Origin of the sequence: Pseudomonas sp. BR20, from assembly GCF_050780135.1 — a bacterium.
GTDB lineage: Bacteria > Pseudomonadota > Gammaproteobacteria > Pseudomonadales > Pseudomonadaceae > Aquipseudomonas.
Genome location: NZ_CP172012.1, coordinates 4,082,197 through 4,108,121, shown reverse-complemented (window position 1 = coordinate 4,108,121; position 25,925 = coordinate 4,082,197). Strand labels below are relative to the sequence as shown.

23 protein-coding genes and 2 pseudogenes are annotated in these 25,925 nt (G+C 63.1%); 12 read left to right on the top strand and 13 right to left on the bottom strand.

All coding sequences use genetic code 11. From position 1 onward, the window contains the following. The first annotated feature begins 4 nt into the window (after window positions 1-4). Window positions 5-832: a glutathione-dependent disulfide-bond oxidoreductase gene (gene yghU, locus ACHPFG_RS18725; RefSeq protein WP_431700108.1), complete on the top strand. Its 828-nt coding sequence runs from the start codon at window positions 5-7 to the stop codon at window positions 830-832. 68 nt (window positions 833-900) lie between these two features. Here yghU and ACHPFG_RS18720 read toward each other — a convergent pair whose 3' ends face one another. The 3 genes from ACHPFG_RS18720 to ACHPFG_RS18710 are packed head-to-tail and all read right to left on the bottom strand — an operon-like array spanning window position 901 to window position 3,642. Further along, complete coding sequence (locus tag ACHPFG_RS18720; RefSeq protein WP_053139452.1) at window positions 901-1,827, bottom strand: sugar ABC transporter substrate-binding protein; 927 nt, start codon at window positions 1,825-1,827, stop codon at window positions 901-903. A 19-nt stretch (window positions 1,828-1,846) separates the two neighbouring features. Continuing rightward, complete coding sequence (locus tag ACHPFG_RS18715) at window positions 1,847-2,626, bottom strand: TIM barrel protein (RefSeq protein ID WP_431700107.1); 780 nt, start codon at window positions 2,624-2,626, stop codon at window positions 1,847-1,849. Next, window positions 2,626-3,642: a Gfo/Idh/MocA family oxidoreductase gene (locus ACHPFG_RS18710; RefSeq protein ID WP_431700106.1), complete on the bottom strand. Its 1,017-nt coding sequence runs from the start codon at window positions 3,640-3,642 to the stop codon at window positions 2,626-2,628. Before ACHPFG_RS18710 ends, ACHPFG_RS18715 begins: the two co-directional genes overlap by 1 nt. A gap of 185 nt (window positions 3,643-3,827) precedes the next feature. Between ACHPFG_RS18710 and ACHPFG_RS18705 the strand changes: the two genes are divergently transcribed. After that, window positions 3,828-5,801, top strand: a complete 1,974-nt coding sequence (locus ACHPFG_RS18705) for a sigma-54 interaction domain-containing protein (RefSeq protein ID WP_431700105.1) — start codon at window positions 3,828-3,830, stop codon at window positions 5,799-5,801. Window positions 5,802-6,143: 342 nt separating this feature from the next. Here the strand turns inward: ACHPFG_RS18705 and ACHPFG_RS18700 are convergent, their stop codons facing one another. Together ACHPFG_RS18700 and ACHPFG_RS18695 are read right to left on the bottom strand one after the other, a co-directional pair. Continuing rightward, a complete protein-coding gene (locus ACHPFG_RS18700) occupies window positions 6,144-6,440 on the bottom strand; it encodes a DUF6124 family protein (RefSeq protein ID WP_053128775.1) in 297 nt (98 codons plus the stop codon). Window positions 6,441-6,841: 401 nt separating this feature from the next. Further along, entirely contained in the window at window positions 6,842-7,891 is a 1,050-nt protein-coding gene (locus ACHPFG_RS18695) for a LacI family DNA-binding transcriptional regulator (RefSeq protein ID WP_431700104.1), read from the bottom strand. Window positions 7,892-8,054: 163 nt separating this feature from the next. On the opposite strand from ACHPFG_RS18695, the pseudogene ACHPFG_RS18690 reads away from it, so the two are divergent. The 3 genes and pseudogenes from ACHPFG_RS18690 to ACHPFG_RS18680 form a co-directional block, all read left to right on the top strand. Next, a pseudogene (locus tag ACHPFG_RS18690) lies at window positions 8,055-9,059 on the top strand (NAD(P)/FAD-dependent oxidoreductase); the annotation flags it as partial. Window position 9,060: 1 nt separating this feature from the next. Beyond that, entirely contained in the window at window positions 9,061-9,879 is an 819-nt protein-coding gene (locus ACHPFG_RS18685; protein ID WP_184745998.1) for a sugar phosphate isomerase/epimerase family protein, read from the top strand. A gap of 49 nt (window positions 9,880-9,928) precedes the next feature. Continuing rightward, window positions 9,929-10,891, top strand: coding sequence for a Dyp-type peroxidase (locus ACHPFG_RS18680; protein ID WP_431700103.1), 963 nt, complete (start codon window positions 9,929-9,931; stop codon window positions 10,889-10,891). Window positions 10,892-10,970: 79 nt separating this feature from the next. Here ACHPFG_RS18680 and ACHPFG_RS18675 read toward each other — a convergent pair whose 3' ends face one another. Beyond that, window positions 10,971-11,843 carry an undecaprenyl-diphosphate phosphatase gene (locus tag ACHPFG_RS18675; protein WP_339453476.1) on the bottom strand — a complete coding sequence of 291 codons (873 nt, stop codon included), beginning with the start codon at window positions 11,841-11,843 and terminating at the stop codon, window positions 10,971-10,973. Between the two features lie 178 nt (window positions 11,844-12,021). On the opposite strand from ACHPFG_RS18675, the gene ACHPFG_RS18670 reads away from it, so the two are divergent. Then, complete coding sequence (locus ACHPFG_RS18670) at window positions 12,022-12,528, top strand: GNAT family N-acetyltransferase (RefSeq protein ID WP_145338740.1); 507 nt, start codon at window positions 12,022-12,024, stop codon at window positions 12,526-12,528. Here the strand turns inward: ACHPFG_RS18670 and ACHPFG_RS18665 are convergent. Beyond that, a complete protein-coding gene (locus ACHPFG_RS18665) occupies window positions 12,506-13,450 on the bottom strand; it encodes a GlxA family transcriptional regulator (protein ID WP_053128789.1) in 945 nt (314 codons plus the stop codon). The genes ACHPFG_RS18670 and ACHPFG_RS18665 overlap by 23 nt on opposite strands. Before the next feature lie 172 nt (window positions 13,451-13,622). On the opposite strand from ACHPFG_RS18665, the pseudogene ACHPFG_RS18660 reads away from it, so the two are divergent. From ACHPFG_RS18660 to ACHPFG_RS18650, 3 genes and pseudogenes are all read left to right on the top strand, one after another. Then, window positions 13,623-14,250: pseudogene (locus tag ACHPFG_RS18660) on the top strand (TetR/AcrR family transcriptional regulator). Continuing rightward, window positions 14,247-14,924: a type 1 glutamine amidotransferase domain-containing protein gene (locus tag ACHPFG_RS18655; RefSeq protein ID WP_131700766.1), complete on the top strand. Its 678-nt coding sequence runs from the start codon at window positions 14,247-14,249 to the stop codon at window positions 14,922-14,924. Before ACHPFG_RS18660 ends, ACHPFG_RS18655 begins: the two are co-directional and overlap by 4 nt. A 78-nt stretch (window positions 14,925-15,002) precedes the next feature. Next, the gene (locus ACHPFG_RS18650) at window positions 15,003-16,127 is read left to right on the top strand and encodes an alkene reductase (RefSeq protein WP_431700102.1); all 1,125 of its coding nucleotides are present in this window, start codon (window positions 15,003-15,005) and stop codon (window positions 16,125-16,127) included. A 944-nt stretch (window positions 16,128-17,071) separates the two neighbouring features. Here ACHPFG_RS18650 and ACHPFG_RS18645 read toward each other — a convergent pair. Together ACHPFG_RS18645 and ACHPFG_RS18640 are read right to left on the bottom strand one after the other, a co-directional pair. Next, a complete protein-coding gene (locus tag ACHPFG_RS18645; RefSeq protein WP_431700101.1) occupies window positions 17,072-18,070 on the bottom strand; it encodes an NAD(P)H-quinone oxidoreductase in 999 nt (332 codons plus the stop codon). Next, window positions 18,067-19,299, bottom strand: a complete 1,233-nt coding sequence (locus ACHPFG_RS18640) for a YbfB/YjiJ family MFS transporter (RefSeq protein ID WP_431700100.1) — start codon at window positions 19,297-19,299, stop codon at window positions 18,067-18,069. Before ACHPFG_RS18640 ends, ACHPFG_RS18645 begins: the two co-directional genes overlap by 4 nt. A gap of 112 nt (window positions 19,300-19,411) precedes the next feature. Between ACHPFG_RS18640 and ACHPFG_RS18635 the strand changes: the two genes are divergently transcribed. After that, window positions 19,412-20,287, top strand: coding sequence for a LysR family transcriptional regulator (locus ACHPFG_RS18635; RefSeq protein WP_131700659.1), 876 nt, complete (start codon window positions 19,412-19,414; stop codon window positions 20,285-20,287). An 81-nt stretch (window positions 20,288-20,368) separates the two neighbouring features. Beyond that, complete coding sequence (locus tag ACHPFG_RS18630; RefSeq protein ID WP_092489609.1) at window positions 20,369-20,755, top strand: DoxX family protein; 387 nt, start codon at window positions 20,369-20,371, stop codon at window positions 20,753-20,755. Window positions 20,756-20,797: 42 nt separating this feature from the next. Here ACHPFG_RS18630 and ACHPFG_RS18625 read toward each other — a convergent pair whose 3' ends face one another. The 3 genes from ACHPFG_RS18625 to ACHPFG_RS18615 form a co-directional block, all read right to left on the bottom strand. Further along, complete coding sequence (locus tag ACHPFG_RS18625) at window positions 20,798-21,616, bottom strand: alpha/beta fold hydrolase (protein ID WP_027607561.1); 819 nt, start codon at window positions 21,614-21,616, stop codon at window positions 20,798-20,800. A 90-nt stretch (window positions 21,617-21,706) separates the two neighbouring features. Next, window positions 21,707-23,098, bottom strand: a complete 1,392-nt coding sequence (locus tag ACHPFG_RS18620; protein ID WP_145338734.1) for an alginate export family protein — start codon at window positions 23,096-23,098, stop codon at window positions 21,707-21,709. Further along, on the bottom strand, window positions 23,095-23,991 hold the full coding sequence (locus tag ACHPFG_RS18615) for a VOC family protein (RefSeq protein ID WP_431700099.1): 897 nt from the start codon (window positions 23,989-23,991) through the stop codon (window positions 23,095-23,097). Before ACHPFG_RS18615 ends, ACHPFG_RS18620 begins: the two co-directional genes overlap by 4 nt. A gap of 146 nt (window positions 23,992-24,137) precedes the next feature. On the opposite strand from ACHPFG_RS18615, the gene ACHPFG_RS18610 reads away from it, so the two are divergent. Continuing rightward, window positions 24,138-25,205, top strand: coding sequence for an NAD(P)-dependent alcohol dehydrogenase (locus ACHPFG_RS18610; RefSeq protein WP_431700098.1), 1,068 nt, complete (start codon window positions 24,138-24,140; stop codon window positions 25,203-25,205). A 265-nt stretch (window positions 25,206-25,470) separates the two neighbouring features. Here the strand turns inward: ACHPFG_RS18610 and ACHPFG_RS18605 are convergent, their stop codons facing one another. Beyond that, complete coding sequence (locus tag ACHPFG_RS18605) at window positions 25,471-25,770, bottom strand: hypothetical protein (RefSeq protein ID WP_431700097.1); 300 nt, start codon at window positions 25,768-25,770, stop codon at window positions 25,471-25,473. Window positions 25,771-25,925: the final 155 nt, after the last annotated feature.

Genomic DNA, 25,925 nt, shown 5'->3' with positions numbered 1-25,925 from the left:
AAGCATGACCGAATATGTACCCCCGAAAGTCTGGACCTGGGACGCCGAAAGCGGCGGCACCTTCGCCAGCATCAACCGCCCCATCGCCGGTGCCACCCATGAAAAGGAATTGCCGGTCGGCAAGCATCCGCTGCAGCTGTACTCCCTGGCCACGCCCAACGGGCAGAAAGTCACCATCCTCCTTGAAGAGCTGCTGGCCCTGGGGCACAGCGGCGCGGAGTACGACGCCTGGCTGATCAAGATCGGCGACGGCGACCAGTTCGGCAGCGGCTTTGTCGGGGTCAACCCGAACTCCAAGATCCCGGCCTTGATGGACCACAGCGGCGCCCAGCCGATTCGTGTGTTTGAGTCCGGCGCGATCCTGCAGTACCTGGCCGAGAAGTTCGGCGCCTTTTTCCCCACCGAGCCTGCGGCCCGTGCGGAGTGCCTGTCGTGGTTGTTCTGGCAGATGGGCAGCGCGCCGTACCTGGGCGGTGGCTTCGGGCATTTCTATGCCTATGCGCCGAGCAAGATGGAATACCCGATCAACCGCTTTGCCATGGAAACCAAGCGCCAATTGGACGTGTTGGATCAGCGCCTGGCCGTGAGCGAATACATTGCCGGGGATGAATACACCATCGCTGACATCGCCATCTGGCCGTGGTACGGCGGGTTGGTCAAAGGCCACTTGTATGGGGCGGCAGAGTTTCTGTCGGTGCACGAATACAAGCACGTACAGCGCTGGGCCGACGCGATTGATGCGCGGCCTGCGGTGCAGCGTGGGCGGCGGGTGAATCGGGTGTCGGGCGAGGAGCAGTTGCCCGAGCGGCATGACGCAAGTGACCTGGACTGAAGGCCTGCACTGTAAAAAATGTGGGAAGGGGCAAGCCCCTCCCACATTTGGATGTCCTTATCTTCGATTTACTTGTAGCGCTGTTCGAACACCGCCACCTGTTCCGGCTTAATGAGCTCGAACGGCACCCACACCTCCGACTCGATCGGCTCGCCCTTGATCATCTTGATCGCCGACTGCACCGCTTGCGTGGCCTGGGCCTTGGGGTCCTGGAACACCGAGGCGGTGAGCATGCCTCGCTTGATCGCCGCCAAACCGTCGGGCAAGCCGTCGATGCCAATAATCGCGATCTCACCCTTGGCCTTGCCCGACTGTTGCAGGGCCATGGCCGCGCCAATCGCCATTTCATCGTTGTTGGCGACGATGGCATCAAACTGCGTGCCCGCCAGCAGCCAGTTGCTGGTCAGGTCCATGCCCTTGCTGCGTTGCCATTCGGCGCTTTGCTGCTCGACCACCTTGATGCCGGGAAAGTCCTTGAGCACCTGCTTGGCGCCTTCGGTGCGGTCATGGGTGGCGTTCTGCGCGAGGTCGCCCATGATGATCGCCACATTGCCTTTGCCGCCGAGTTTTTCCGCGAGGTAGCGCATCTGCAATTGCCCGGCTTCGATATCGTTGGACGCCACGGTGACCACGCCCTTGGGCAAGGTGCGCTCATCCGGGTGGCGGTTGACGTACACCAGCGGCGTCTTGGCTGCCACGGCGGCGCGGGTCATGTTGGCGGTGGCGGCGGTGTCCACCGGCAGCACGATCACGGCGTCGACTTTCTGGTTGAGAAAGCCTTCGACCTGGTTGAGCTGGCGCACCACGTCGCCCTGGGCGTCTTCGAACTGGATCTGCACGTCCTGTTGTTTAGCGGCATTTTCCAGGCCGGTGCGCACGTAGGTCATGAAGTTATCGTCGACCCGCGCGATGCTCACGCCGATGCGATACGCGGCGAAGGTCCATTGGCTGAACAGCAGTAAAAACGCAGCAACAAGCAATGAATAGCGATGCATGAGGGTGTTCCTTTTATTGTTATAGGGTGAACGCTTGACGGAAACGCTCCAGGGCCAACTCGCTGTCGCCGCTGGCCCAGCCTTCGAGGCTGACCACGCCGTTGTATCCCATGGCGTGCAGGGCCCTGGCAATGGCCGGGTAGTGGATTTCGCCGGTGCCGGGCTCCTTGCGTCCGGGCACGTCGGCCACCTGGATTTCACCGATGGCGCTGCCTGCGCGCTGGATCAGCTCGATCAGGTTTCCTTCGCCGATCTGCGCGTGGTACAGGTCCAGGTTCATTTTCAGGTGCGGGCTGCCCACGGCTTCGATCAGCGCCAGGGTGTCGTCGGCCCGGGCGAACGGGGTGCCGGGGTGGTCGACCTCGGTGTTGAGGTTTTCCAGCAGGAACACGCGGCCGGCGTCTTCGCCCAGGCGCGCGATTTTTTCCAGCGCCTTGCACGCGCTCAACCACATGCGTCCGGTGGTCTGGCTCACGGGCTGCACCGGCAGGCCGCCGTCACCCAGGCCGGTGCCGTGCAGGTTGAGGCTGGGGCAGTTCAGGCGCTCGGCGACGCCGATGGATTCGCGCGCGCTGTCGAGCAGTTGGCGGATGCCGTCGGGGTCGGTGAGGGTGCCGGTGATATAGCCGGTCATCGAGGTGAAATCGGCGCCGGTGGCGGCCAGGGCGCTGATGTCTTTATTGGTCCAATTCCAGATCTCCGCGCTGAAACCCAGTGCATGGATGCGCTTCACGCGCTCGACGAAGGGCAGGTCGAGAAACACCATCTCGGCACTGATCGCCAGTTTGAACGGGCTCATCAGCGGGCTCCCTGCACGGCCACGGCCTTGCCGGTCTCGAACGACTCGATACAGGCGCGGGCGATCGCCAGGGCGGCACGCGCGTCTTCACCGCTGGCCATGGGCTTGGCGCCGCTGCGCAGGCAGTCGACAAAGTGGTTGAGTTCGGCGATGTAGGCGTCGCGCAGCAGGTCGGTGTCCATACGCTGGGTGTCGGCCTGGATGCCCTGGGCCAGGTAGCGCACCAGGTCAGAGTCGTTGAGGCTGCCCATGCTCAGCATGCCGGCGCTGCCGAACACTTCGCCGCGCACGTCGTAGCCGTACACCGCCTGGAAGTTGGCCTCGGCGGTGGCGATGGCGCCGTTGTCGAAGCGGATCGCGACCACGGCGGTGTCGAGGAAACCTTTGCTTTTGTATTCCGGCGCGATCAGTGCGTCGGCCATCACATACACCTGCACCGCTTCGGCACCGGGGTTGAGGTAGCGCAGGGTGTCGAAGTCGTGGATCAGGGTTTCCAGGAAGATCACCCATTGCGGCGAATTGGCCGGGTTGTTGAGTGCCGGGTCGCGGGTCAGCGAACGCAACAATTGCGGCGTGCCGATGCGGCCGGCCGCCACATCGAGGTGGGCAGTGCGAAAGCTCTTGGCGAAACGTCGATTGAAACCGACCTGCAGCGGCACGCGCGCGTCGGCCGCGGCGGCAATGGCGCGGTCGGCTTCGTCGAGGGTGATGGCCATGGGTTTTTCGCAGAAGATCCCCTTGCCGGCGCGGGCGGCGCTGATCACCAGTTCGGCGTGGCTGCGGGCGGGGGCGGCGATGATGACGCCGTCGATGTCCGGGTCGTCGAGCAGCTGCTGCGGGTCGGTGTAGACCTTGTTCACGCCCAGTTCGGCTGCCAGGCGTGCGGCTTGACCGGGAGTGGGGTCGGCGATGGCGGCGAGGGTCGCGCCGGGGATGTGTCGCGCGGCGGTCAGGCCGTGGAAACTGCCCATGCGACCAGCACCGATCAAGCCCAGGCGGATGTTCTGTGTACTCATGAAATGACCCCTTTTTATTGTTGGCCGCAGGACAGTCCTGACTGGCAAAGGGGCAGGAGCAAAGGTTATGCCAATTTACAAGTGCCTGATAATCAAGGATTTATAAAATACAATAAACAAAATGTGTTCATTCTGATGACATGCCTATACTGACATGTCAAAAACATGAACATGGATATCTCCCGATGAGCATGGCGTTCAGCGTACAAGACCTCGACTACCTGACGGCCCTGGGGCCTGCGGCGTTGAACGACGGCCCCGTTGCTGCGTTGGAACAGGCATGGCGCGCGTGCCTGGCCGGGCAGGTGCAGCGCCCGGCCGAGGTGCGGCAGGTAATCTGGGACTCGTGGCGGCGCAGCGTCGAAGCCGCTATCGACCCGCAGGACAGCCAATACCGCTTCGCCGCCGCCGACACGCTGGCGGCCACCCTGGCCAGCCATCGCGTGCTGATCGCCGCCGCCGCGCAAGTCATGCACGGCTTGTTGGCCTACAACCCTCGGGGCCATATCAACCTCACCGACGCCGATGGCATCACCCTGTATTTCTGCGGGCTGGACATCACCCCCGTCGGCAGTCGCCTGCTCGAATCGGTCCAGGGCACCAACTGCACCGGCCTGGCCCTGGCCGAGGACCGCCTGGTGTACGTGCTGGCCGAAGAGAACTTCGGCAGCGGCCTGCGCCAACGCCGCATGCACTGCGCCGCCGCGCCGATCAGGAATGCCCAGGGCCAGACCCTGGCGATGCTGACCCTCACCGCCGAACCCGGCTGGTTTCACTTTCACACCCTCGGCACCGTGCAAGCGGCTGCCGAAGCGGTCTCCCGCCAAATGGCCCTGCAGGCGCTGTTGGCAGAGCAGCAAACCGTGCTCGAAGTCCTTAACGAAGGCCTGGTGGTGCTCGATGAGCATGGCTGCATCAAGGCGCTCAACCGTTACGCCCGGCAACTGTTCGGGGTGGGGCTGGAACTGATCGGCAGCCCCTTCCAGCACCTGGGTCGCAGTGAGTTGAGTGACGCCATTCTTTTACGCGGCGGTGAGCCGGTGCGCGACCTCGATTGCACCTTTCACCTGCACGACCGCAGCCAGCTCGCTTGCCTGGTCTCGGTGTGCCCGCTGGAGCAGGGCGGGGTGATCGTGTCGCTGCGCGAGAACCGCCGCATCCGTGAAATCACCCGGCGCATCATCAGCACCCAGGCCCGCTACACCTTTGACACCATTCAGGGCACGTCGCGGGCGATCCAGGACGCGCTGCACCTGGGGCGCATTGCCAGTCGCAGTGAATCCACCACCCTGATCCTCGGCGAAAGCGGCACCGGCAAGGAGCTGTTCGCCCAGGCCATCCACAACGCCAGCGACCGCGCCAACGGCCCGTTCGTGGCGGTCAACTGCGGCGCGATCCCGCGCGATCTGGTGCAAAGCGAGCTGTTCGGGCATGTCGAAGGCGCATTCACCGGCTCGGCCCGGGGCGGGTCGGCGGGCAAGTTTGAACTGGCCGATGGCGGCACCATCTTTTTGGATGAGATTGGGGATATGTCCTTCGACGCTCAGGTCAGCCTGTTGCGGGTGTTGCAGGAAGGCGAGATCACCCGCGTCGGCGCGAAAAATTCACGGCCAGTGGACGTACGGATCATTGCAGCCACCCACCGCAACCTCAGCCAGGCGGTGGCCGAAGGCGCGTTCCGTGAAGACCTCTACTACCGCCTCAACGTACTGAACCTGACCGTGCCGCCGCTGCGTATGCGCCGTGAAGATATTCCGCTGCTGGCACGGCACTTCCTCACGCGCTGCGCCCGTTCGCTGCGCAAATCGGTACAGGGTTTTTCCCCGGACGCGCTGGAACTGCTGTCGGCCTACGGCTGGCCGGGCAATGTGCGAGAGCTGGAAAACAGCATCGAGCGCGCCACCAACCTGGCGACGGGCGAACTGATCCAGGCGGCCGACTTACCCCTGGAAACCAGACCGCGCGCCACGCTGCGCCACTACGAACCCCAGCCCGCCCAAGACTTGAGCAGCCACGAAATGCACGCCATCGTCGCCGCACTCAAAAGCACCGGCGGCAACATCCGCCTGGCCGCCCGGCAACTGAACGTATCGCGCGGTGGGTTGTACAACAAGATGAGTCGATTCGGGCTGAGTGCCGGCGATTTTCGCGGAGCGTAAAATCAAAATGTGGGAGGGGGCTTGCCCCCGATAGCCATAGGTATCTACACAACGTTGGCTCAACGCTGAAAGCGCGGCAGATAGGGCTGGTGTGGCGAGCGGGCTTGTCCCGCGTTGGGCTGCGCAGCAGCCCCAAAACCAGCCTCTACAGAGTATCTGATACACCGCGATCTTCTTGACTGGGGCTGCTACGCAGCCCAACGCGGGACAAGCCCGCTCGCCACAGGGAGATTTGTCAGGGGCTGAAAAGTTGTGTAGATACCCTTGCCCCGATAGCGGAGTGTCAGTTGACATCCACTTAACTGACCCACCGCCATCGGGGGCAAGCCCCCTCCCACATGTCTAACCGCGTTTCAGGCAGTTGATGGAGCGATCCACAGTGGTTTTGGCAATTTCCAGCAAATGCCACACCGCCAAGATCTTCGCCCGCTCCGGGCTTTCCAGCTGTTCCCCGCAATCCAGCGCAGTCGCCGACGCACTGTCGAGCAAACTGGCGGTGTAGAGCAGGGCATCTTCAAAGCTCAGGTCTTCGTTGACGGAGTGAAAGCCTTGGGTGGGGAGATAGTGATCGATGGCGCGGTTGAAGGCGGCGCGGTCTTTGGCGGGATCGTGGGGTGGATCGGGTAGGACTTTGTTCATGGTGTAATTCCAACTGGTAGGTAAGGAACCGAACCTTTCGCGACTAAACGTCGGGTGGCGGCTGTACGCAGGTTAGTCGACCGGCCAGTTGAACCCGGCGCACCCGAAGGTGCCCTGCGCACAGCCACCATGAACATGGCGACAGCTTGCGCAAACTGGTAACGGGCGACTAAACCCGATCACTGATGAGCAGTGACGGACCGCAGACTAGCCACCGATTCCAGCAGGCACAAGGCGGCCAGGATTGTCTAGGAAACGTCCTGCAATTAAAAGGGACCGGCCTTGCTGGCCCTTTACAAACCATGACAAAACGCCACCAAGCCAGCAATGGAACGCGGTCGATGTGGGAGGGGCGGTGCGACGATTCGACTTGCCCCCTCCCACATTTTGATCTCCATGTATCAGGCACACATGTTCTCCGACGTCACAATCTGCGGCGCGATATACACCCGATGTCGCCCCGGATCAAACCCCTCGGCACTCTGCAATTCCACCAGCAACTGCACCAGCGCGTTCGCTGTCTGCCGGGGCTGTGAATCCATCACCACATCGATCAACCCCTGGCTCAGCGCCTGGCGTGACAGCTGCGTGGACTCCTGCAAAATGCAGCACAACGCCGGGCGCTTGGGCAGTTGCGCCAGGGCGCTGATGATGCCGTCGCCGCCACCGCCCACCACGCACAGGCCACGCAGGTCGGTGTGGCGGGTGAGCAGGTCGAGGGTGGCTTCTTCGGTGATGTCGCAGTTGTCCAGATTGATCAGCGGCTCCAGCGGTTTGAGACCGGGGGCGTGTTCGGTGAGGTAGCTGTGCAGGCCTTCGACCCGTGCCTGGTGACCCAGAAAGCGATGGCCGCCGAGCAGGATCCCCACGCTGCCTTTGCGTGCGCCACAGGTGCGGGCGAGCAGCCAGCCCATGGTGCGGCCGACCACGTGGTTGTCCTGGCCCACATAAGGTTCAAGGGCTTGCTCGTGAATATCCGAAAGCAGGGCCACCACCGGCACGCCGGCCTCGCGGATCTGTGCCAGGCACGCGTTGATCAGCGGGTGGGCGAAGCTGACCACGGCGAGGGCATCGCACTGCACGGCCAGTTGTTCGATCTGCGCGACGATGGCGCTGGGTGTGCGGTCGTTGATGTAGTCGAATTGACAGGTCAGGTTGGCGGTGGCGTGATGCTGGGCGGCATCGGCAATCGACTGCGCCAGTTGGGCATAGAACGCTTGGGCGGTGCCCAGCAACAGAATGCCGAAGCGATAAGTCGGCCGGCGTTCGCGTATGCGTTGGCCGATCAGCCGCGCCGCAAAATACCCCACGGCTTCGGCGGCCTGGAACACCTGCTCGGCCGTCTGCGGATTGACTGGCGCACGCGCATTCAGCGCGCGGTCGACGGTGGCCACGCTGAGGCCCGCATGGGCGGCCACGGTGGCGATGGTCGGGCGTTTATTGTTGTTCATGACAGCCCCCTTGAGCGTCTTGATAGAAAACTATCAAGCCCCGCTGGGCCTGGATGATAGCTTGATAGGGAATGGATTCAAGGCCTTGAGGGTGATTTAGCCGCACTCTATCGTTGGTTTCGCAAAGCACCTGAAACCTCTCGCTTGCGGAGAACAATAACAATGCCTGAACACACCGCTCATACCGCTCGGCGCGACTACAGCCTCACCGGCCCCGAAGCCGCCCGCGCGGCGGAAAAAGGCCTGGTCTCGGCCCCAGTGGCTGTCCTACGCCGGCCTGTTGCTGGCCACCGGAGGCAGGGCGCGGCGTTTGCCCCAGGAGCAGGCCAACGTGCTGTACCTGCGCACCCATGATGAAGCGCTGGCGCTGAAGTCCGCGTTGCGGCCCGGAGCGCGGTTGGTGATTGTCGGCGGCGGGTTTATCGGCCTGGAAGTCGCGGCGACCGCCCGTGGCCTGGGCTGTGAGGTGACGGTGCTCGAAGCCGGGCCGCGATTGGCGGGCAGGGTGCTGGCGCCGGTCATCTCCGAAGCGCTGCTGCAGGTGCATCGTCAACACGGTGTCGACGTGCGCTTGAATGTGGCGCTGGAGTCGATCCATGCAGAGGCGGTGCAACTGGTGGACGGGCAGTGGCTGCCCTGCGATCGGGTGGTGGTCGGCATCGGCATGCAACCGAATATCGAACTGGCCGTGGCGGCAGGGCTGGAGGTGGGGCAGGGCATTCGCGTCGACGCGCACCTGCGCACCAGCGCGCCGGACATCTACGCGGCAGGTGACGTGTGCGAGTTTCGCCTCGGCGGCGAGTACCAGCGCCAGGAAACCTGGCGCAATGCCGAAGCACAAGGGCGGCATGCCGCACTGAACATGCTCGGGCGCGAGCTGGTGTTCGAAGCGCTCCCCGGCTTCTGGTCCGACCAGTACGACTGGGGCTTGCAGACCGTGGGCGTGATCACGCCGCTGACCGTCAGCCGTGCATTGCCGGACGCGGGTCTGTTGCTGTTCTACCTCGACGCGGGCCATCGCCTGCAAGGCGCCTGCGGCTGGGGCCTCGGCAATAGCGTGGCCAAGGATATCAAGCTGTGCGAACGGCTGATCAGCGCGCGCATCGCCCTGAACGCGGCCAGCCTGGCCGACCCCGACGTGTCCCTCAAACACCTGCTGCGAGGCTGATATGCGCCAATTCCTGGTATTTCAATCCCTCTGGGCGATGCGCACCGAGCCCGGCCCTATGGAGGCCCAACTCGACCGCATCAAAGCCGCCGGTTTCGACGGCATTACCGATCACTACTGGCAAGCCGCCGATGTCGCGCGCCTGCACGCCGCCGCCACGGCGCGGGGCTTGCAGATCGAGGGCCAGTTGTTCCCGCAAAGCGTCGACGACCTGGCGGCGGCACTGGATGTGATCAGCCGCCATGGCTGCCACCACCTCACCCTGCAAGCCGATGTACGCCCGCGCACCCAAACCGAAGCCGCCCGTTTGATCGAAGGCTGGCAACGCCTGGCCGAGCAGGTGGACTTTCCGGTGCTGCTGGAAACCCACCGCTATCGCCTGACCAACGACCTGCTGTTCACCCTCGACCTGCTGGCGCAGATGCCCGATTTGAAGCTGCTGGCGGACCTTTCTCATTACGTGGTCGGGCGCGAGTTACCCGAGCCCGGCGTCGTTGAAGACGATGAACAGATCCGCACGATCCTGCGCCACAGTTGGGGCTTTCATGGTCGTGTGGCCAGCAGTGAACAGGTGCAGGTGTCGCTGGACTTCCCCCAGCACCAGGCCTGGGTGCAGCGCTTTACCGCGTGGTGGCGCTACGGGATCGAAGACTGGCTGGCCCGCCCCGACACCCCGCACAGCCTGTCCTTCACCTGCGAACTGGGCCCGCCGCCCTATGCCATCACTGGCGCCGACGGGCGTGAAATCAGTGATCGCTGGGCCGAAGCATTGCAGCTCAAGGCATTGATTCGCGGCGTGTGGCAGGCGTGCCGGAAATGATCTGCTAATCTGCGCGGGTTCACTCCCGCCCTTCGCCTGGATTTGCCCCATGCCGACTTCCTCTGTTCAGCCGCCTCTTGAACCGCAGTCCGTCTGCCACCCGATCACCAGCAGCGCGATCTTTATGGTCGCCACCATCGCCCCCGGCAGTGAAGACAGCGTGCGCGCCTGGTGCGCAGACATCGCCGGGCTGGTGCGTTCGGTGGGCAAACGCGTGCCGGCGGGCAACCTGACCTGCGTCTGCGGCTTTGGCTCGCAGGCCTGGGACCGCTTGTTCGGCGCGCCGCGCCCGGCGGCGTTGCACCCGTTTCGGGAGTTCGGTGTAGAAGGGCGCATGGCGGTGTCGACGCCGGGCGACATCCTGCTGCATATCCGCGCCGAGCAGATGGACCTGTGCTTTGAACTCGCCACCCAACTGATGACAGCGCTGGGCGATAGCGTGAAGGTGGTGGATGAAGTCCAGGGTTTCCGCTACTTCGACATGCGCAGCATCATCGGCTTTGTCGACGGCACCGAGAACCCGGTGGGGCGCAAGGCCGTGGGCTTCACCATCGTTGGCGACGAAGACCCCGAATTCGAAGGCGGCAGCTACGTGCTGGTGCAGAAGTACCTGCACAACATGACCGCCTGGAATGGCTTAACGGTGGAAGCCCAGGAAAAGGTGATCGGGCGCACCAAGTTGTCGGATATCGAGTTAGGCGAAGACACCAAGCCGAGCAATGCCCACAGCGCGCTGACCGTGATCACCGACGAAGACGGCGAAGAAGTGAAAATCCTGCGCGACAACATGCCCTTCGGCCGCCCGGGTGCCGGGGAGTTCGGCACCTACTTCATCGGCTACGCACGCTCGCCGCAGCCGCTGGAATTGATGCTGGAAAACATGTTCGTCGGTCGCCCGGCAGGCAACTACGACCGCTTGCTCGACTTCAGCACAGCGGTCACCGGCGGGTTGTTTTTCGTGCCGTCGGCTGACCTGCTCGAAACACTGGCGGAGCGTACGGGCGGGCTGTAAGGCAAAGCAGTTCAAATGTGGGAAGGGGGCAAGCCCCCTCCCACATGAGATTTATGCTGGGTTGAGACGGGGGGTTGTATCAACTCAGCAGCCCGGTACTTACCGCCACTATCAGGAACACCCCCAGCAACGCGCGGTAGATCACAAACGGCCAGGTGGAGAACCGCTCGAGGAACTTCATCAGGCCCCAGATCGCGAAGAACGCCGAGACGCTGGCCACCAACAGCCCGAACAGCAAATGCGGCCAGGCATGGGCGGGCATATCGGCATGCAGCAGCACCCACAGCTCCTTCAAGCCGGCGAGGGCGATGGCGGGCAGGCCCAGCAGGAAGGAAAAGCGTGCGGCTTCTTCGCGTTTGAAGTTGAGGAACAAGGCGGCGGTGAGGGTCGAGCCGGAACGCGATACGCCCGGAATCAACGCGCCGATCTGCGCGACCCCGACGATCAGCGCATCGCGCAGGCGCATCTGGCTGACCTCGCGGGTATGCCGGGCACGCAGCTCGGCCGCCGCCAGCAACACCGCCATCACCACACAGGAAATCCCGATCACCAGCAGCCCGCGCAGCGGCGAATTGCAGGCGTTCAGGGTCGATGACAAGGCCAGCCCGGCAATCCCGATCGGGATAGTCGCCAACACAATCGCCACGGCCAGCTTGAACCATTGATCGTTGTAGTCGCCCCGGCGCACCGCGCCGATGCTGCCCGTGGTCACTTGGCGCACATCGCGCCAGAAGTAACTGACCACCGCCGCCAGTGCCGCCAACTGCATGGCCGCCGAAAACGCCGAGCCGGGATCTTGCCAGCCGAGCAGGGCGGGCACCACACGCATATGGGCGGTGGAGGAGACCGGCAACAGTTCGGTAATGCCCTGGATCACGCCCAGGATGAAGATCTGCAAGTAGTCCAGGGAGGCGAAGCCCACATCCAGGCCGGCGGAACAGACGTTCGTCAAAATACGTGTCCTTGAGGAAAGGTAGAGATCGGCGAATTCTATTCGAAATGTTTCAGAGCTTTGGCAGGGGCCGCCGCTATTTGCAATCGGTTCAGCAAGTAGAAAGGTTCGTGGCGCTATTGGACTGCGCCGAGGTTTTGTGAACAATGGCGCCCTGCGTTTTTTGACCGAGAGCCCAATGCCTGAAACTACCGTGGAACTGATCCAGACCGGCCCTGAAGAATCCGAGTTGATCCGCAATCTCTACCAGTACTACGCCTATGAGTCGTCGGACTGGGAGCAGGAAGATGTCGAGGCGGACGGCCGTTTCTACATTCATGACGAACACCTGACGCGCTACTGGCAAGACCCGCAGTGGAGCGCCAACCTGTTGCTGGTCGATGGTTATATCGCCGGTTTCCTGCTGATCGAAGGCAGCGAGTTGCCGGGCATCGACGCCTTGGAACTGGCCGACCTGTTTATCCTCAAGCGCTATCGCCGCAAAGGCATCGGCCGCGCCATCGCCACCCAGGTGCTGTGCAGCGGCGCGGCGGATTGGCTGGTGCGGTTTTATGATCAGGACGAAGTGTCCCAGGCGTTCTGGCGCTCGGTGCTGGATAACCTGCCGCGCCCGGTGCAAGCCCTTGAACTGGCGGATGATCCGCAGTTGATGAGTTACCTGGTTACGCGGGCGGTGTTGCATTAAAGGTTTGCTGCATCGCCTGCGGCGGCTGCCCGAACGCCCTTAAAAACGCCTGGCGCATGCGCTCGCGGTCACCGAAGCCGGTTTCGCGGGCCACCACTTCCACCGGGTGCCGGCTGGTTTCCATCATCGCCCGCGCAGCCTCAACCCGCAGGGATTCGATGGCCTTGGCCGGGGTTTGCCCGGTTTCTTCGCGGAATACCCGGCTGAACTGGCGCGGGCTCAGCCGGGCCACGTCGGCCAAGGCGTCCACCGACAGGTCGTGTGTGAGGTTTTCACGGGCGTAGGCCAGGGCCAGTTGCACGCGGTCGGACTTGGGGTCCAGCTCCAACAGTGCAGACAACTGCGATTGCTCACTGCCCCGACGCTGGGCGATCACCAGCTTGCGCGCGATGCGCCGGGCGAGGTCGCTGCCCAGGTCGTTCTCCACCATGGCCAGCGCCATGTCCACCCCGGCACTCATGCCGGCGCCGGTCCATACCTGGCCGTCGACGATAAACAGCTTGTCTTCTTCCAGGCGGATGTCCGGGTAGCGCTTGCGAAAGGCCGGCGCGTGGATCCAGTGGGTGGTGGTGCGCTTGCCGTCGAGCAAGCCGGCTTCGGCCAGCACGAAGATGCCCATGCACAACGAGGCGACACGCCGCGATTGGGCCGAGGCGGCCTTGACCAGTTCCAGCAGGTTGGCCTCCGGCAGGCGAAACTCCAGGTAACCGCTGACAATCAGCGTGTCATAGCCTTGTGGCCGCAGAGGCGAGGTGTTCACCGAAAACCCCTGCGACGTCATCACTGCGCCGCCGCTTTCCGACACCAGGTGAAACTCATAGGCAGGTTCACCGCGCAGCAGGTTCGCGCACTCGAACACCGAGCCGAGGCTGAGGCTCAGGGATTGGAAGTTCGGGTAAACCATCAGCGCAACGCTGTGCATCGCATGTCTCCAGGGGCGTGGGAGGGTGGATTGTCGGCGCGTGCCCGGTAAACGGCAACCCACTTCGGGTCATGTCCGGAATCCTTGCGCATATGACATTGTGAGGGTTTGGCGCCGCCCCTAACATTCCCTCAACGAACTAGACGACTGGTCTAATCGGACGGAGTGAAGCATGAACAGCGAAACTAAAAGTGCACGGCAGACCATTCTCGACACGGCGCAGTTGATTGTTGGCCGTAAAGGATTCTCTGCGGTGGGCTTGAACGAAATACTTCAAGCCGCCCAGGTGCCTAAAGGTTCGTTCTATCACTACTTCAACTCCAAGGATGGTTTCGGTGTCGTGTTGCTCGATACCTACTTCGACAACTACGTGCACGGCATGCAGCAACTGTTCGACCAGCCCGGCTTATCCCAGCACGCCAAGTTGATGCGTTATTGGCAGGCCTGGATCGACAATCAGACCGGCTGCACCGATGCGGGCAAATGCCTTGCCGTCAAACTGGGTGCTGAGGTGTCAGACCTTTCAGAGCCCATGCGCCTGGCGCTGGAACGTGGCACGTCGCGCACTATCGATTTACTCGCCATCGCCATACAGCGCGGCCTTGAGGACGGTTCCCTGAACGTCGATCAAGCCCCTGCAAGCCTGGCCCGGCGCCTGTACGCGCTGTGGCTGGGGACCAGCGTCATGAGCAAGATCACCCGTACATCCGCGCCTTTTGATGAGGCGTTGCTGCTGACCCGACAGCTGTTGGGTTGCCCTGGACACACTGACATTCACTGATCGAGGCACTGGAAAATGAAAGTATTAATGGTACTGACCTCTCACGACCAGCTTGGCGACACCGGCCGCAAGACCGGCTTCTGGCTCGAAGAGTTTGCTGCACCCTATTACGTGTTCAAGGACGCCGGCGCCGAACTGGTGCTGGCTTCCCCGGCCGGTGGCCAGCCGCCGCTGGACCCGGTGAGTGACGCGCCCGACGCGCAAACCGAGCAGACTCGCCGCTTTGCCGCCGACCCTGCCGCGCAACAGGCCCTGGCCAACACCGTCAAGCTGGACACAGTCAACGCTGACGACTTCGACACCGTGTTCTACCCGGGTGGCCACGGCCCGTTGTGGGACCTGGCAGAGTCGCCGGTGTCCATCGCCCTGATCGAGTCCTTTGAACGTGCCGGCAAGCCTGTTGGTTTTGTCTGCCACGCACCGGGCGCCTTGCGTCACGTCAAGGCCGTCAATGGCGAGCCGCTGGTCAAGGGCCGTCGCGTCACCGGCTTCTCCAACTCGGAAGAAGCGGCGGTGGGCCTGACCGAGGTGGTGCCGTTCCTGATTGAAAATGACTTCAAGGCACTGGGCGGCAACTATCAGAAGGGCGCCGACTGGCAATCCTTCGTGCTCGAAGATGGTTTGCTGATCACTGGACAGAACCCTGCCAGTTCCAGTGACGTGGCCAAGGCGCTGCTCAAACTCACCGCATAAGTTAATTAACCCTGCTAATCATTGGCGACTTGCAACAGTCGCCAATGCTTTTGTTCGTCTCGAATTTGGATTACCCCAATGACTAACAGCGTTTTAAATACCCCGGTAAAACTGGGTCATCACACCTTGAACAACCGTATCGTATTGCCGCCGCTGACGCGCCAGCGCAGCGCACAACCCGGCGACATCGCGACCGACCTGATGGCCAAGTATTACCGCCAGCGCGCTACGGCCGGTTTCATGGTCAGCGAAGGCACGCAGATCGAACCGCGTGGCCAGGGCTATGCCTGGACGCCGGGCATCTACACCCCGGCGCAGATCGACGGCTGGCGCAAGGTCACCGATGCGGTGCATGCCGAAGGCGGGGTGATCTTTGCCCAGCTGTGGCATGTGGGCCGTGTGTCCCATAACGCCTTGCAGCCTGAAGGCGCCGCACCGGTGGCACCGTCGGCCATTCAAGCCCAGCAAGCCAAGGCCTTTATCGAAACCGCCCCTGGCGCGGGTGAATTGAAGCAACCGCCGGTGCCTCGCGCCTTGAGCGTGCTCGAGATTGAAGAATTGGTCGGGCACTACGCCCAGGCCGCACGCAATGCCCTGGACGCCGGGTTCGACGGCGTGGAAATTCACTCGGCCAACGGTTACCTGGTCAACCAGTTCATCTCGGCCCATTCCAACCAGCGCGACGATGAATACGGCGGCTCGCTGCATAATCGCCTGCGCTTTTTGCGCGAGATCGTCGAAGCCGTCAGCAAGGTAGTCGGGCCGGAGCGCCTGGGTGTGCGGTTCTCGCCGTTGTTCAGCGGCACCGACCAGGACCGTGTGTACATCGGCCTGGTGGAAGAAGACCCGCACCACACCTACATCGAAGCGATCAAGGTGTTGGAGGCATCGGGCATCGCCTACGTGTCCATCGCCGAAGCCGACTGGGACAACGCCCCCGTGCTGCCCGACAGCTTCCGTGAAGCCGTGCGCAGCACCTTCAGCGGCCGCATTATCTATGCCGGTCGTTATACCGCTGAACGCGGCGCGAAACTGGTGGAAGCGGGACTGGCGGATTTGATTGCATTCGGCCGGCCGTTCATTGCCAACCCGGACCTGCCCCAGCGGCTATTCAAGGGCTGGCCGTTGAACCCGCTGCGGGAAGAGGGGATGTATGGTGGGGGTGAGGTTGGCTACATCGACTATCCCACTTACTCCGAGTAAGAACGCAGTCAATGTGGGAGGGGGCTTGTTTCCGTGGCGGCCTTCGGGCCGACCGTTTTTTTGGATTTTTAGCGAGTACATATCCGTTGCTGCGGTCACGGCCACTTAGGGTTCCGCTCTTACAGCGGGTCACTTTTGGAAGAGCGCCAAAAGTAACCAAAAACGCTTCGCCCCAACACTCGGCACCTCGCCTAGGCTCGGTGTGCCCTCACTCCGGCTTTGGAGCGTGGGCCGCCGCAATGGGCCATCCTTGGCCCAGCGCGGCTAACCCGGCGTCCTGCCGGGTTACCCACGCTCCAAAACCTGCGTTCGGCCAGCGTGTTTGACGGGGCGATTTGAGATCAAAAGCCAAAGCGCGGCGGCCTTAGAGCCGACCGGAGTTGGGTCTGGTGTACTCGGTAAAAAATGTGGGAGGGGCGGTGCGACGATTCGACTTGCCCCCGATGAGGGTGGGTCAGTGATACTTGGGTTGACTGACTCACCGCTATCGGGGGCAAGCCCCCTCCCACATTTGGATCTCCATCCAGCAGGTAGACCTCAGCCTGCTTTTGCTCTGCTTTTGCTCTGGCTTTTGATCTTGATCCTAGGCGCCCCGTTAACCACGCTGGCCGAACGCAGGCTTGAATCCGTGGGTAACCCGGCAGGACGCCGGGTTAGCCGTCCTGGGCCAAGGATGGCCCATGACGGCGGCCCACGGATTCAAGCCTGCGTTCGGGCATACCGAGCCTAGGCGAGGTACCGAGTGGTGGGGCAAGAGCCCTTTGGTTACTTTGGGGCTTTTCCAAAGTGACCCGCTGTAAGAGCGGAACCCTAAGCAGCCGTTACCGCAGCAACGGATATGTACCCGGTCCAATCCAAAAAAAATGGTCGGCCCAGAGGCCGCCATCGGGGCAAGTCGAATCGTCGCACCGCCCCTCCCACATTTGCTTTGTGTTGCCTGCTGATTACCCTACCCGCAACACAATCTTGCCGATATGGTCCCCACCTTCCATCCGCGCATGGGCCTGGGCGGCGTCGGTGTATTCGTACACCTTGTCGATGATCGGCAGGCAACGCCCGGCCTCCAGCACTGGCCACACATACTCGCGCAGCTGCTCGGCAATCGCGGCTTTTTCAGCCTTGCTGCGCGCACGCAACAGCGAGCCGGTAATCACCGCGCGTTTGCCGAGGATGGTCAGCAGGTCGACGTCGTTGGCCTTGGCACCGCCGAGGAAACCCAGCATCACCAGGTGGCCGTCCATGGCCAGGGCCTTGAGGTTGTTGTTGAGGTACGAGCCGCCCATGATGTCGAGGATCACATCCACGCCCTGGCCGTCGGTCTGTTGCGCGATGACCTCGGCAAAATCCTGCTCGCGATAATTGATCGGCTCGCCGCCCAACTGGGCGATGGCCGCGCATTTGTCGGCGCTGCCGGCGGTGGCGAAGGCCTGGATGCCGAACTCGCGGCACAGCATCAGCGCGGTCGTACCGATGCCGCTGGTGCCGCCGTGGATCAGCACGCGCTGGCCGGTGTGCGCATCGCCGAGGCCGAACAGGTTGGCCCACACGGTGAAGAAGGTTTCCGGTACGGCAGCGGCTTGAATCCAGTCCATGCCTTCGGGGATCGGCAGCGCCTGGCTGGCGGGCACCGTGCAGAACTGCGCATAGCCGCCGCCATTGGTCAGGGCACAGACCTTATCGCCCACGGCGAATTCGGTCACGCCGTCGCCCAGGGCGGCGACTTCGCCCGCCACTTCCAGGCCAGGCAGCGGGTTCATGCCGGGTTTCATCGGGTACTTGCCGGCGCGTTGCAGGGCGTCGGGGCGATTGACCCCGGCCGCGTGCACGCGAATCAGGATCTCGCCGGGGCCCGCCACCGGTACCTCCGCGCGGCGCGGCTGCAGCACCTCGGGGCCACCGGGGGTGGTGATTTCGATCAGGGTCATTTCTTTAGGAAGCGTCATTTCAGATTACCTGCAGCGATGAGCGTATGGGTTGGGACCGCGTCGGACGGTCGGCGGTTCAGCAGGCGCATGCCCGGTTCCAGTGCCAGGGCGACTACTATCGCCCCGGCAGCGATCATGAACAACAGCGCATGCTGACCACCGCTGACGTTGAACAGGGCGGAATAGGCAAACCCCGAGAGCGCCTGGGAAGTCGCAAAGGAGACCGTGGCACGGCTCCACGCGACCTGCTGTTGATGATGGTTGGGGAGCAGTTCGTGCACCCGCGCCAGCGCCAACGGCACGATGCCCGGCGGGAACGAACCGAGGATCACCGCGAGGGCCGCCAGGCCAGTCAACGAGCCGGCAAACGGCAACGCCCCGACGGCAATCGCCTGCACCACCAGCACCACGCGGATGCTCAAGCGCGCCCCCAGTTTGTCTGCCAGGAACCCGTAGGTGACCGGCCCCACAATCGACCCCAGGCCATACATCACCCAGATCATCGCGCCGATATGCGCCCCGGCCCCCAGGCCACGGGCGACGTAATCCACCAGGAACACCATCGCCGGTACCAGCCCCGCGGCCATAAAGGCGTATTGGGCGAACAGCAGGTACACGCCGGAAGGCGTCGCTACGGCCGTGTCGGATGGCGGTGTGTCCTCATGCAGCGTGCCCGAAGGCCAGGCGAACCAGCTGGCGGCGGTCAACACCACGGCCAGCAGGCCCAGGCCGAACCAGGTCTGCTGCAAGCCCAGGCTCAGCAGCGGCGGCACCAGCGTGCCGGAGCCGGCGATGCCCAGGCCGATGCCGAGGAAGATCGCCCCACTGGCCAGGCCCCGGCGTGCGGCCGGTACATGGGGCAACACGGTCGCCGCCACCAGCACCATGATTGCGCCACCGGCAATCCCCGACAGCAGGCGCCAAGCGAAGAACCACACCACCGACAGCGGGAAGCCACAGGCGAAGAACGCCAGGGTCACCGCCACCATCATGATGCGCAGTGCGGTTCTGTTCGAGGTGCGCTGGGCGATGGGCCGCCCGATCAGCGCGCCGATCAGGTAACCCACCAGGTTGGCGGCACCGAGGTACACCACGTCATTGGCGCTGAACCAGTGGGCCTGGATCAGTGACGGAATCAACGGCGTGTACGCAAAGCGCGCCAGGCCGATGCTGACCAGGCTGGCGCACAGGCCGGCGAAGATCGGCAGCCATACGGAGTGGCGGGGTGGGGCATGAGTGTCGAGCATGATGGCGGTCCTGGGTATTTTTCTCTGGTGCCCAGCATATCCAGGTTTATCGATGCAATAATGCAGCGATTAAGCGTCACAGTGATGCATATATGCAGCTCAAGGAGTCAGCATGAATTGGGATGATGCACGGGTGTTCCTGGCGGTCTGCCGCGAGTCGACGCTGCGCGGTGCCGCACGGGCATTGGGTGTCGACCAGGCCACCGTGGGCCGGCGGGTCAATGCCCTGGAAAAGTCCCTGAGTGCAACGCTGTTCCTGCGCACCTCCGAAGGCTACGCACTGACCGCCGTCGGCGAGGCCGCGTTGCTCTCGGTGGAAAAAATGGAACGCTCGGCGCTCGACCTGGAGCGTCAGATCCAGGGCCTGGATGACCGCCTGACCGGCACCGTACGGGTCAGCACCACCGACTCCCTGGCCATCGACTTCCTGATTCCTGCGATTGCGCGCCTGCACGCCCAGCACCCGGATGTGCGCGTGCAACTGGACGCGTCGACTCAGTTCCTGAGCCTGGCCAAACGCGAGACCGACATCGCCGTGCGCAACACGCGCCCGGACAGTCCTGACCTGATTGCCCGGCGTCTCGCGCGCTGGCCGGTGGGGTTGTTTGCGTCCCAGGCGTATATCGATCGCCAGGGTGCACCGGAGCCGGGCAGCCTCTTTGAAGGGCATGACCTCGTGGTCTATCAACCGTACCTGCAAACCCAGAAGGACATGACCCTGGTCTCCGAACCCCTGGGCCGTGGGCGCATCGTCGCCGCCCTGAGTTCCAGCCTGCTGGTGCGCCGCGCCATCGCCGCCGGGATCGGCATCGGCGAAATCCCCATCCTCACCGGCGAGCGCGACGGGCTGGTGCGCCTATGGCCTGCGCGCACGCGGCCGTTGCCCTACGATGTCTGGCTGGTGACCCACGCTGACCTGCGCCACACCGCGCGGGTACGGGCGGTGATCGATGAAATCGTCGCGGGGTTTGCCGGCACCGGGGAGTGAGGTCAGCACACGGTTGCAAGCGTACGTACCGCTCTGTGGACACAATCGACGTCGATAACGTGTCAACCCACCGGAGCGCATATGAACGAATCAAGACACCAGGACCTGGGGCTGTTGTTTCTGCGGGGCAGCGGGGCGTTGTTCCTGCTGTGGGTGCATGGCTTGCCCAAATTGCTCAACTACAGCGAGCAGTTGAAGCTGATCGAAGACCCGTTTCACCTCGGCGCCCATGTCACCTTGCTGCTGGCCATTTTTGCCGAAGTGCTGTGCCCGCTGCTGATCATCGCCGGGGTGCTGGTGCGCCTGGCGTGCCTGCCGATACTGGCGGTGCTGTTGATTGCGATGGTGGTGGTGCATCCGGAATGGACGTTGTTGGAAGGGCAATTCGGCTGGCTGCTGTTGATCATTTTCACCACGCTGCTGATCAGCGGGCCGGGGCGCCTGGTGCTGAGCCAGCGTTTCTCCTGAGCCAAAAAAGGCCGGGCGAGCCCGGCCAAAGGAGCGGGTGTTTCAGCGATTGAGGAACGCCAGCAGGTCCTCGTTCAGGGCCTGAGCGTGGGTAACGGCAAAACCGTGCGGCGCATCCTTGTACACCTTCAGCTCGGCGCCCTTGATCATCTCGGCTGCTACCTTGCCGGTGGTCTCGAACGGCACGATCTGGTCGCCGTCACCGTGGATCACCAGGGTCGGCACGTCGATCCTGGCCATGTCCGGGCGGAAGTCGGTCTCGGAGAAGGCGGTGACGCAATCCACGGTCGACTTGAGGGAAGCCAGCATGGCGATCTGCAGGGTCTGGGTCAGCGTACCTTCAGAAACGACCTGGCCCTTGTTGATGCCGAAGAACGGCGTGTTGAAGTCAGCGATGAACTGCGCACGGTCTTTCAGCAACCCGGCCTTGATGCCGTCAAACACTTCGGTCGGCACGCCCTGGGGGTAATCGGGCTTCTGGCCGAAGATCGGCGTGACTGCGCCCAACAGCACCAGGCCGGCCACGCGTGCACTGCCGTGGCGTGCGATGTAGCGGGCCACGTCGCCGCCGCCCATGGAGAAGCCCACCAGAGTCACGTCCTTCAGGTCCAGGTGTTCGATCAGCTGTGCGATGTCATCGGCGAAGGTGTCGTAGTCGTTGCCGGTCCACGGCTGGTCCGAGCGACCAAAGCCACGGCGGTCGAACGCGATGGTGCGAAAGCCACGGCTGCTGAGGTATTCCATCTGGTATTCCCACATGTCGGCATCCAGCGGCCAGCCGTGGCTGAACAGCACGGGTTTACCGCTGCCCCAGTCCTTGAAGTAGATCTGGGTACCGTCTTTGGCAACGAATGTGCTCATGGAAAACTCCTTGATTTGAGGGACTGAAAAACCAGCCTCACTATTGCCCTAAACCGGGCCAGGGGCTTGTATGGGTGTGCTTGCCTGGGGTCACCAACTGAACTTGAGCTCGACCCCCAGGTAATTGCTGTCATCGCCGCCGGCGTCGCGCAAGGTCCGGCCCACGGCGTAATGCACCGCTTCAACTGCGCCGGTGAGGTTCGGCGTAAACACATAGTCGGTACGCAGCTGACCATAGGCACCGGTCCAGCGTTCACCTTGGCCTGCGGTGCCGGCGACGGGCAGGTTCGGCTGGGTGTACACCGCGTCGCTGGTGGTCTGGCGCCACAACAGGCCAACGGCGGTCTGCACGCTGAGCTTGTCGATGGGCTTGACGGTGATCGACGGTTTGACGTGAATCAGGTTGCTGTAGCCCGTATAGCCGGCCAGGGAAAAATAGTAGCCGTTGGGGAACAGCGGGTTGAACGTACCCACGGTGCCGTCCCCGGTTTTGCGGTCGCCCGAGGCAATGTCCAGCTGCAGGCCGATGCGCGGTTTCCACGCCAGGCTGTCGAAGGTGTAGCCGGTGCGGCTGCCGCCGGCCCAGGCGCGAATATCCTTGCTGCCCACCGAGCCGCTTTGCAGCATGGCTTCGATGTCCCAGTCGAATCCCTGGGCCGCACCGCCCAGGCGCGCGTCGAACAGATGGCGGGTTTCATCGCCGTCCGCATCCAGATAGTGCGCAGCGCTGCGCTCGTATACGCCGTAGTAGGCCGACAGCTCATTCTTGCCGCCCACCAGCCGCTCGACCCGCAGCATGTGGAAGCGCGCGTCACGGTTGGATTTGTCGTCGAAGTGCCGCCCGTCCTGATACTGCACCGGCTGGCTGGCAATCCCGATAAAGCGCCAGTTGGACGTCTCCCAATCGGCCCACAGCGCATCGAAGGATTGCCGCACATTCGGGCCGTCCCGCGATGAGATGAAACGCTGCAAGTCGAAGGCGAAGTCCTGGCGCCCGACACGCGCCTTGAGCGTGCCGCTGCTGAACGCGTTGACGTATTCGGCAAAGGCCAGGCGCAAATCGACGCGGTTCTGATCGGCGCCGCCGACCGTGGTCTTGTCGTAGGCGCGTACGTCTTCGAGTTGGGTGAAGAGCCGCCAGTTTTCATTCAAGTGCAGGTCGGCGTGCACCTGGAAGCGCTGGATCAGGTAGCGATCTCGCTTCACGTCCTTCACGCCAAAACCACTGGCATCGTTCATCTCGAAGCGCTCACGCAGCGTCGCCCCCAATGACAAATAGGTGAACGGGTTGGCGCTGGACAGCGGGATGTACTTCAAGCTGTCCAGCGGCTGCGTGCGCAGCGCCGGATCCTTGAGCACCGACCAGTCCTCCTGCCAGCGGTTGGCCTTGATGGCCGGGCGTGTCGGTTGCTCGTCGGCATGCACGCCGCCGGTGAGCAACGGCCACAGCACGGCCAGGCCCCAGCCTGTACGGCGAATCATTTTGCGGCGTGGAGCTGGTGAATTTCCGCGACGTAGCCGCCGGGGAATTCAACCACGGCACTGCGACGGCCCTTGCTGTCAAAGGCCGGCACCAAGACCTTGGCGCCGGAGCCCGTGGCCTTGCCCAGCGTGGCCGTCAGGTCAGGCACTTGATAACCGGTGGTCTCGTGGCCGAAGGGGTAGGGCAGTTGGCCGTTGGTGACCAGCACCGCCATGCGTCCGAACGGTGACTCGATATCGACGCGACGATACGTGCCAGTGGCTTGACCCACATCGACGCCAGGCGCGTGCTTGTCATCGGCCAGGACTTTGCCGTGGGAGAAGCCCAGGAACGCTTTGATAAAGGCGTCAGCGCGATCGGTGGACAGGTACACGCGGTTTTCCGGTACGGTCTGGAACGCCGCGTAGTCCGGGGTCTTGGTGTGCCAGTAGAGCTGCATGTTCACGCCACCCGGCCATTGCACCACGGCGTCACGCCCGATCGGGTCCGGGAAGTCGCTGACGATAACGGCGGCGCCGTTTTCTCGCGCGGCTGTGAGCGCGGCGTCCATGTCCTTGACCAGGTAGCCGTTGCGTTCCTGCCCGAACGGGTGCGGGATGGGTGTGGTGAAACCGAACAGCGACACCGTGCCCGCCGGCGTCTGCAGCAGTTGCGAGGTGGTGCTGCTCGGCACCGGCAGCACGTTCACCACCACCTGGGGCGTGCTCTTGCCGCCAAAGGTGGCGAGGAAACTCTGGGCGAAACGGTCCACATCCGCCGGGGCCACATACACGTGGCTGGTGTCGTATTGCGGCGCCACCGCCACGCTTGGGGTTGCCGCGAAGGCATTGCCCATCATTGCGCTCGCCAGCAGCGTCAATGCCACAGATACCTTGATTGCTTTGCTACGCATGCCCACTCTCCAACACTTCTACGCGATTGAAGCCGTGAGGTTAGGGGCAGGGACGCGATGGAAATTGTACAAACGTGCTCGGTTGAACGGTTCAGCGTCTATGCTGGTCCACTGACCTCTACCGTCAGATCACACAGGTGAACGAAATGGCCAAGACTTACAGCTACGCCGCCCAGAACGCCAAGGATGCCCTCAAGCCCTTTACCTTCGAGCGCCGCGCGCCGGGGGCGGACGACGTACAGATCGACATTCTCTACTGCGGCGTGTGCCACTCCGACCTGCACACCGCGCGCAACGAGTGGAACAACACCCTGTACCCGTCGGTACCCGGCCACGAAATCGTCGGCCGCGTGACGGCGGTGGGGGGCAATGTGAGCAAATTCAAGGTCGGCGACCTCGCCGGTGTCGGCTGCATGGTCGACAGCTGCCAGCACTGCGCCTCGTGCGCCGAGGGCGAGGAGCAATACTGCGAGAGCGGTTTTACCGGCACCTACAACGGCCCGGTGTTCGGCGGTGAAAATACTTTTGGCGGCTACTCGGACAGCATCGTGGTCAAGGAGAAGTTCGTGCTGCGCATCTCCCACGACGATTCCAACCTGGCCGCCGTCGCGCCGTTGCTGTGTGCGGGCATCACCACCTATTCGCCGCTGCACCACTGGAAGGTCGGGCCCGGCAAGAAGGTCGGTGTGGTGGGCCTGGGCGGCCTGGGGCACATGGCGGTGAAGATCGCCCATGCCATGGGCGCCCATGTCACGCTGTTCACCACCTCACCCAACAAGCGCGAAGACGGCCTGCGCCTGGGCGCCGATCAAGTGGTGGTGTCGAAGAACCCGGACGAAATGGCCAAGGTCGCCAACAGCCTGGACTTCATCCTCAACACCGTCGCCGCACCGCATAACCTCGATGCGTTCCTCAACCTGCTCAAGCGCGACGGCACCATGACCCTGGTCGGCGCCCCCGACAGCCCACACCCGTCGCCGACGGTGTTCAACCTGATCTTCAAGCGCCGCAGCCTGGCCGGTTCGCTGATCGGCGGGATCCAGGAGACCCAGGACATGCTCGACTTCTGCGCCAAACACGGGATTGTCTCGGACGTGGAGATGATCGACATCCAGGGCATCAACGAGGCGTATGAGCGCATGCTCAAGGGCGATGTGAAGTATCGGTTCGTGATCGATATGGACAGCTTGAAAAAGGAAAGCCACGCGGCTTGAAATCTGCTCCGGGGAACACTGGGGGCAATGTGGGAGGGGGGCTTGCCCTAATGCCAGTCAGTTAAGGAGGAACACTGTAACTGTGGTGAGCGGGCTTGCCCCGCGTTGGGCTGCGCAGCAGCCCCAGGAAAGAAAAACGCGGTGTATCAGACACTCTGTAGAGGTGGGTTTTGGGGCTGCTTCGCAGCCCAACGCGGGGCAAGCCCGCTCACCACAACAGCCCTATCTGCATGGTGCTGTGTTGCTCAAACAGTTATCGAACAGCTCAAGGCCGCTGCGGCTTCACCGAGGTGCCGAACGTGTTGCCCATACGCACGCTGGTCGCCGCCGGGGTGGCCAGGCCGAGCTTGTTGGGCTGGCGCTTGTCCACGGCAATGCCTTGCGCCTCGCGGTTTTTCTTCGCGGCTTTGGCCGCATTCGTGTCGTTGCCCATCTGCTGGCTCAGGCAGCCATAGTCGGGCGCCTTGTAGCCATCCACCGAGACTTCGGCGCAGTTGCCGGCATGGGCGTGCAAGGGCAGGGCCGCGCACAGTAACAGGCTGGCGAGGATCGGTAAGCGTTTCATCAAGGCCTCCTGGCGGGCCCGAAGGAGTGGGCCGGCAGGTGTGCAAGTCTAGTGCAGCGGGCCCCTCGTCACCGTGATGTTTTTTTTGCTATCACCGTAACATCAGGTTCATACACTGGCCTCAGGATGACGGTTTTCTAGGGCGCGTCGGCCGT

Coding starts and splice junctions, on each gene's coding strand:
- yghU (WP_431700108.1), top strand. CDS start 5: ATGACCGAATATGTACCCCCGAAAGTCTGGACCTGGGACGCCGAAAGC.
- ACHPFG_RS18720 (WP_053139452.1), bottom strand. CDS start 1,827: ATGCATCGCTATTCATTGCTTGTTGCTGCGTTTTTACTGCTGTTCAGC.
- ACHPFG_RS18715 (WP_431700107.1), bottom strand. CDS start 2,626: ATGAGCCCGTTCAAACTGGCGATCAGTGCCGAGATGGTGTTTCTCGAC.
- ACHPFG_RS18710 (WP_431700106.1), bottom strand. CDS start 3,642: ATGAGTACACAGAACATCCGCCTGGGCTTGATCGGTGCTGGTCGCATG.
- ACHPFG_RS18705 (WP_431700105.1), top strand. CDS start 3,828: ATGAGCATGGCGTTCAGCGTACAAGACCTCGACTACCTGACGGCCCTG.
- ACHPFG_RS18700 (WP_053128775.1), bottom strand. CDS start 6,440: ATGAACAAAGTCCTACCCGATCCACCCCACGATCCCGCCAAAGACCGC.
- ACHPFG_RS18695 (WP_431700104.1), bottom strand. CDS start 7,891: ATGAACAACAATAAACGCCCGACCATCGCCACCGTGGCCGCCCATGCG.
- ACHPFG_RS18685 (WP_184745998.1), top strand. CDS start 9,061: ATGCGCCAATTCCTGGTATTTCAATCCCTCTGGGCGATGCGCACCGAG.
- ACHPFG_RS18680 (WP_431700103.1), top strand. CDS start 9,929: ATGCCGACTTCCTCTGTTCAGCCGCCTCTTGAACCGCAGTCCGTCTGC.
- ACHPFG_RS18670 (WP_145338740.1), top strand. CDS start 12,022: ATGCCTGAAACTACCGTGGAACTGATCCAGACCGGCCCTGAAGAATCC.
- ACHPFG_RS18665 (WP_053128789.1), bottom strand. CDS start 13,450: ATGCACAGCGTTGCGCTGATGGTTTACCCGAACTTCCAATCCCTGAGC.
- ACHPFG_RS18655 (WP_131700766.1), top strand. CDS start 14,247: ATGAAAGTATTAATGGTACTGACCTCTCACGACCAGCTTGGCGACACC.
- ACHPFG_RS18650 (WP_431700102.1), top strand. CDS start 15,003: ATGACTAACAGCGTTTTAAATACCCCGGTAAAACTGGGTCATCACACC.
- ACHPFG_RS18645 (WP_431700101.1), bottom strand. CDS start 18,070: ATGACGCTTCCTAAAGAAATGACCCTGATCGAAATCACCACCCCCGGT.
- ACHPFG_RS18640 (WP_431700100.1), bottom strand. CDS start 19,299: ATGCTCGACACTCATGCCCCACCCCGCCACTCCGTATGGCTGCCGATC.
- ACHPFG_RS18635 (WP_131700659.1), top strand. CDS start 19,412: ATGAATTGGGATGATGCACGGGTGTTCCTGGCGGTCTGCCGCGAGTCG.
- ACHPFG_RS18630 (WP_092489609.1), top strand. CDS start 20,369: ATGAACGAATCAAGACACCAGGACCTGGGGCTGTTGTTTCTGCGGGGC.
- ACHPFG_RS18625 (WP_027607561.1), bottom strand. CDS start 21,616: ATGAGCACATTCGTTGCCAAAGACGGTACCCAGATCTACTTCAAGGAC.
- ACHPFG_RS18620 (WP_145338734.1), bottom strand. CDS start 23,098: ATGATTCGCCGTACAGGCTGGGGCCTGGCCGTGCTGTGGCCGTTGCTC.
- ACHPFG_RS18615 (WP_431700099.1), bottom strand. CDS start 23,991: ATGCGTAGCAAAGCAATCAAGGTATCTGTGGCATTGACGCTGCTGGCG.
- ACHPFG_RS18610 (WP_431700098.1), top strand. CDS start 24,138: ATGGCCAAGACTTACAGCTACGCCGCCCAGAACGCCAAGGATGCCCTC.
- ACHPFG_RS18605 (WP_431700097.1), bottom strand. CDS start 25,770: ATGAAACGCTTACCGATCCTCGCCAGCCTGTTACTGTGCGCGGCCCTG.